We start from the raw sequence: 5,450 nt of genomic DNA on the forward strand, positions 1-5,450 counted from the left end.
GCAAGCTGATTCCTCCCGAGCCGAAAACGCGCTACGCAGCCTCTCATGTCGACCGCATCATTCGCGCCTGCCACGTCGCGCGCACGCCGCCGCATTTCGCTCAGGCGGCCGGCGGCGTGGCTCATGGAACGCGCCCGCAATCCCCGCACCGGCCTCTGGCTGGTGATCTCGTTCGCGCTCTGTCATGCGCTGATCTGGACGCTGATCCTGATCAAGCTCAAGGCCGCGCAGGACGTCCATATGGACGTTGCGGAGGCCTTCGCCTGGGGGCAGAAATTCCAGCTCGGCTACGGCAAGCATCCGCCGCTGTCGGGCTGGGTCGCGGGCGCGTGGTTCTCGTTCTTTCCGGTCGCGGACTGGGCCACCTATCTGCTGGCGATGACCACGGTCGGCATCGGCCTCGTGCTGTGCTGGCTGATCGCGCTGCGTGTCGTCGACCGCCGCCGCGCCTTCTTCACCGTGGTGGTGCTGGCGCTCTACCCGATCTTCAATTTCAAGGGCTTCAAGTACAATCCGGACCTGCTGCAGCTCGTCACGCTGCCGCTGGTGGTGCTCGCCTATCTCGACGCGTTCGAGAGGCGGACCTGGCGCTCCGGCGTCTGGCTCGGCCTTGCCGGCGCGCTGGCGCTGATGACCAAATACTGGGTGCTGACCATGATCGGCGCCATCGGCCTGGCGGCGCTGATCCATCCCGACCGCGCGCGATTCCTGCGCTCGCCGGCGCCGTGGGTCGCAATCGCGACCATGGCGGTGGCGATGATCCCGCATCTGATCTGGCTGCAAGAGGTCGACTTCGTGCCGCTGACCTATGCCGGCGACGTCTATGGACTGTCGAGCCGGGCGCAGAGCGCGAGGCTCGTGTTCGGCTATGTCGGTCACAATCTGGCGCTGCTCGCCGCTGCGATCGTACTGGCGGCGCTGGCGTGGCTGTGGCCGCCGCGCTGGATCGCGTACGCCTGGCGCCGCGGCTCCAATCCGGGCGTCGATCTTTTGCAGGCGCTGAACGTCTGGCTGATCCAGGGCATCGTCGCGATCGGGCCGCCGCTCGGCGGCCTGGCCTTCACGATCTACATGAAGACCGACTGGGGCATCTCGCTGTTCTTCCTGGTGCCGCTGGCGCTGGTCGCGATCCCCGCGCTTCGCCTGCGGCAGTCGGCGCTGTTCCGCATTGCCGTGATCTACTTTGCGATCTCGCTGGCGACGCTCGCGGCCGCGCCCAGCATCGCGGTGGAGGAGATGGCGGAGAATCCGAACGGCGCCGCGACCTACGGCGCGCGCTCCCAGCTCGCGCGCGAGCTGACGCAGACCTGGCGCACGCGCTTCGGCTCGCGCTGGGCGGTGGTGGCCGGCACCACCGAGATCGGCGAGCCGATGACGTTCTACAGCCCCGATCACCCGGCGCCGTTCACGCCCGGTGAAGTCTGGTCGTCAGGCCTGACCTCGCTCGCGGAGGCGAAACGGCTCGGCTTCATCGGCATCTGCGACACCACCGACGGGCGGTTGCCGACTTGCGAAGCCTGGATGAAGCAGAATGCGCCCGACGCCGAGCAGGTCGTGATGACGACCCAGCGTTTCTTCCAGGGCCATCCCGGGCCTGCGATCGCCTGGAAGGTCTACATCCAGCCGCCGGCGCAATAGCCAGGGCGCGCCCTGCACGGCGAAGCCGCTCAGGCGTTCTCCTCGTTGAACTTGCTGTCGACGAGATCGGCGATCGCCTGCACCGCTGCCTCGGCGTCGGGGCCGATCGCGGACACCACGATCTTGGTGCCGGTGGCGGCCGCCAGCATCATCAATCCCATGATCGACCTGCCGCCGACGGTCTCCCGGCCACGCGTCACCCACACCTCGGAGATGAAGCGCTCGACGGTCTGCACGAATTTGGCGGAGGCTCGCGCATGAAGGCCGCGCTTGTTGATGATCAATAGCTCTCTGGAAACCGCTCCCTGCGGCACGTTCGGCCCGGGAATATTCTCCTGCGACGCCTCGTCGTCGTCGATCATTTGCCGGCTAGCACACGGCTCGCGATAGTGACGTATTTGCGGCCCGCTTCCTGCGCCATCGCAATCGCGTCGGGGAGCGAGCGCTCCTCGCGGACCTTGGCGAGCTTGACCAGCATGGGAAGGTTGATGCCTGCGAGCACTTCCACCTTCGGGCGGCTCATGCAGGAGATCGCGAGGTTGGAGGGGGTGCCGCCGAACATGTCGGTGAGAATGGCAACCCCATCGCCGGAGTCGACGCGGTTGACGGCTTCGATGATGTCGCTTCGACAGAGGTCGGAGTCGTCCTCGGCGCCGATCGTCACCGCTTCAATCTGTTTTTGCGGGCCCATGACGTGCTCGAGCGCCGCCTTGAATTCGTCGGCAAGGCGCCCATGGGTCACCAGTACTAGACCAATCATCGGAAACTCCTCGCGGGTGCCTTTGGTGCACCGCACGAACCCGTCACTTTGACCATCCGGAGGCTTCACGCAAGAGGGGTACATTGCCGGTTCTCCCCAACCCGACGGTAACCCGAGGAGGCCGGCGCTGGCCAGCGGTCGCAAGTGTGAGGTTGATATGGTTACTATTCCCCTTCGGGCAATCCTTTAAACCTCAAAGAAAAGCCGAACCCGGTGAGGTTGTCAGCACCGCAATAACCACGTGTAGGGGAGAAATGCCTTCCCTTACCGGCAATCGAGGTATATTTATACCCTGAATGCACGTCAAGAGTGTATCTGGCTGCGGCAGCCGCTCTCCATCGGGTGCCCAGAGGTCGACGACGAGGCCGACGCTTGCCTCCTCCACATGGTCGCAGCGGCGGATCCCGAGACCTCGGATCTCGATCAGACCGACTAATTGTCGGACAGGCCGGACCCGTAATTGTCCGGTAACTGTGTCGAGGCGGACACGGTCGTCCCCCACCAGGACGGCCGGAGGAACCTGTCCGGCACGCCCGGCGAGGATCAGGTCGAAGGCGAGACGGGACTTGCCGGCGCCGGAGGGGCCGCGGATGAGGACGGCACGATCGCCGATCTTGACCGCGGATGCATGGACGCTGGCGTCAGCCGGCTCGCTCATAGCGCCGGCAGCCGCACCACGAAGCGTGCGCCGGCGACCGTGGGCTCACCGTCGGCGCCGATCGGGCCGGGGCGATTCTCCGCCCAGATGCGCCCGCCATGCGCCTCGATGATCTGCTTCGAGATCGACAGCCCAAGTCCTGAATTCTGTCCGAACCCCTGGTGCGGCCGGTCGGTGTAGAAGCGCTCGAAGATGCGCTCCAGCGCATCGGAGCGGATGCCCGGCCCGTCGTCATCGACCATGATCTCGATCTGGGTGCGCAGGCGCCGGCACGAGATGCGCACCTTGCCGCCGGCCTCCGAGAACGACTGTGCGTTCGACAACAGGTTGGAGATCACCTGACCGAGCCGGGAATCATGGCCCGGCGCCGAGAAGGTGTCGGCAGCCCCTTTTCCCTCGAAGCGCGCTTCGACGGCGATGTCGTGGCCGAGCTTGGTCTCGTTGGCGACCGAGGCCAGCGTCGTCAGCAGGCGGCGCAGGTCGACCGGCGCCATGTCCTGCCGCTGCAGCTCGGCGTCGAGCCGGCTCGCGTCCGAGATATCGGAGATCAGCCGGTCGAGCCGCTTGACGTCGTGCTCGATGACCGAGAGCAGCCGGGTGCGGCTGGAGTCGCTGCGCGCCAGCGGCAGCGTCTCGACCGCCGAGCGCAGCGAGGTCAAGGGATTCTTCAATTCATGGGCGACGTCGGCGGCGAACATCTCGATCGCCTCGATGCGGTTGTAGAGCGCGCCGGTCATGTCGCGCAGCGCGCCCGAGAGATGGCCGATCTCGTCGCGACGGCGGGTGAAGTCGGGAATTTCCACGCGGGTCTTGATCCGGCGGCGCACCCGCTCGGCGCTGTCGGCGAGCCGCCGCACGGGACCCGCGATGGTGCTGGCGAGCAGGAGCGACAGCACGATCATCACAGCGGACGCGACGCCGCCGACCTTGAGGATCGCGAGCCGTTCCGCGCTCACCATCTGGTCGATGTCGTCGCCCTGGGTCGAGAGCATCAGCGCGCCGTGGATGTTGCGTGACCGCTGCACCGGGACGGCGACGGAGACGATCACCTCGCCGCGGGCGTTGACGCGCACCATGCTGCGCTTCTGTCCCTTCAGCGAGTCCGCGACTTCCTGATAGCCGTTGCCGTTCTCGGGGCCGAGCTCGCGATAGAGCGGCAGGTCGCCGCGATTGAGCCAGGTGCGCACCGCGATCATGCTGCGCTCGAATATTCCGGGCTTGGACGGCGGCGGCAGGTCGAAGCGCCACACGTTCTCGAGGCTGCGGCTGTCGAGCAGCAGCCCGCCATTCGGATCGTAGATGCGGGCGCGGGTCTTGGTCGGCGAGATCAGCGTGCGCAACACCGGCGCCACGCGCTCCGGATTGATCGGGAAATCGAGCGGGGAGTATTCGTCGGGACCGACATAGGTTTCGCCCGCCTTGAGGTCGAGCAGCCGGTCCGGCTCGATGGTGATGGTGTTGGTCTGCACCGTCGCGGACGCGGCGATCGCGCCGGCGATGATCTCGGCCTGCACCAGGAGGCTCTGCGCGCGGGCATCGATCAGGCCGGCGCGGAATTGCGAGAGATAGAGGATGCTTGCCACCAGCGCGAGCAGGCCGGCGATGTTCAGCGATACGATGCGGCGCGTGAGACTCGAGAAGGACAGCGTGAACAGGAATTGCCCGACACGCTTCAACCATCCGAGCGGCCGCAGCCAGCCGCTGACGCGCCGACGTTCGGGAGCGACACCATCCGCAACCAGGGACGACGGATCGTCCTCGGCGGTCAGGTCCGGATGAGGCTGTGTTCGGTCCAGCAAGGCTGCTACTAGCTCCGTTTGACGTCCAGAGCGTGCATCCTACCCCAGCCGGTTTGCGTCGTCAGCGCAAACCGTAACGATCGTCAGGTGATTTCAGGCTTCCTTGAAGCGATACCCGACGCCGTACAGGGTTTCGATCATCTCGAACTCCTGGTCGACGGCCTTGAACTTCTTGCGCAGGCGCTTGATGTGGCTGTCGATGGTGCGGTCGTCGACATAGACCTGGTCATCATAGGCCGCGTCCATCAGCGCGTTGCGGCTCTTCACCACGCCGGGCCTGGTCGCCAGCGCCTGCAGGATCAGGAATTCCGTGACGGTCAGCGTCACCGGCTCGTTCTTCCAGGTGCACGTGTGACGCTCCGGATCCATCCGCAGCAGGCCGCGATCGAGCGCCTTGGCGTCGTTCTCCTTCGGCACGGCGGTCGGATCTTTCGGCTGCGAGCGGCGCAGCACCGCCTTGACGCGCTCGACCAGGAGGCGTTGCGAGAACGGCTTGCGGATGAAATCGTCGGCGCCCATTTTGAGGCCGAACAATTCGTCGATCTCTTCGTCCTTTGACGTCAGGAAGATGACCGGGAGGTCGGACTTCTGGCGC

At 65.9% G+C, this 5,450-nt stretch carries 6 protein-coding genes; 1 reads left to right on the top strand and 5 read right to left on the bottom strand.

Going from position 1 to position 5,450, the window contains the following annotated elements:
- Positions 1 to 45 precede the first annotated feature (45 nt).
- Positions 46 to 1,638, top strand: a complete 1,593-nt coding sequence (locus tag JOY90_RS02070) for a glycosyltransferase family 39 protein (RefSeq protein WP_291689510.1) — start codon at positions 46 to 48, stop codon at positions 1,636 to 1,638.
- A 29-nt stretch (positions 1,639 to 1,667) separates the two neighbouring features.
- Here the strand turns inward: JOY90_RS02070 and JOY90_RS02075 are convergent, their stop codons facing one another.
- The 5 genes from JOY90_RS02075 to JOY90_RS02095 all read right to left on the bottom strand — a co-directional run.
- Positions 1,668 to 2,000: an HPr family phosphocarrier protein gene (locus JOY90_RS02075; RefSeq protein WP_291689511.1), complete on the bottom strand. Its 333-nt coding sequence runs from the start codon at positions 1,998 to 2,000 to the stop codon at positions 1,668 to 1,670.
- Positions 1,997 to 2,398, bottom strand: a complete 402-nt coding sequence (locus JOY90_RS02080) for a PTS sugar transporter subunit IIA (protein ID WP_024509305.1) — start codon at positions 2,396 to 2,398, stop codon at positions 1,997 to 1,999. The genes JOY90_RS02075 and JOY90_RS02080 overlap by 4 nt, the downstream gene beginning before the upstream one ends.
- A gap of 193 nt (positions 2,399 to 2,591) precedes the next feature.
- Complete coding sequence (locus tag JOY90_RS02085; protein ID WP_291689512.1) at positions 2,592 to 3,056, bottom strand: HPr kinase/phosphorylase; 465 nt, start codon at positions 3,054 to 3,056, stop codon at positions 2,592 to 2,594.
- Positions 3,053 to 4,855 carry a sensor histidine kinase gene (locus JOY90_RS02090; RefSeq protein ID WP_291689513.1) on the bottom strand — a complete coding sequence of 601 codons (1,803 nt, stop codon included), beginning with the start codon at positions 4,853 to 4,855 and terminating at the stop codon, positions 3,053 to 3,055. The genes JOY90_RS02085 and JOY90_RS02090 overlap by 4 nt, the downstream gene beginning before the upstream one ends.
- Before the next feature lie 93 nt (positions 4,856 to 4,948).
- Positions 4,949 to 5,450 (bottom strand): response regulator transcription factor (locus JOY90_RS02095; RefSeq protein ID WP_291689514.1); only part of this gene is annotated, 502 nt, incomplete at its 5' end.

The sequence above is a fragment of the Bradyrhizobium sp. genome (genome assembly GCF_019242285.1).
GTDB lineage: Bacteria > Pseudomonadota > Alphaproteobacteria > Rhizobiales > Xanthobacteraceae > Bradyrhizobium.

Coding starts and splice junctions, on each gene's coding strand:
- JOY90_RS02075 (WP_291689511.1), bottom strand. CDS start 2,000: ATGATCGACGACGACGAGGCGTCGCAGGAGAATATTCCCGGGCCGAAC.
- JOY90_RS02085 (WP_291689512.1), bottom strand. CDS start 3,056: ATGAGCGAGCCGGCTGACGCCAGCGTCCATGCATCCGCGGTCAAGATC.
- JOY90_RS02070 (WP_291689510.1), top strand. CDS start 46: ATGTCGACCGCATCATTCGCGCCTGCCACGTCGCGCGCACGCCGCCGC.
- JOY90_RS02080 (WP_024509305.1), bottom strand. CDS start 2,398: ATGATTGGTCTAGTACTGGTGACCCATGGGCGCCTTGCCGACGAATTC.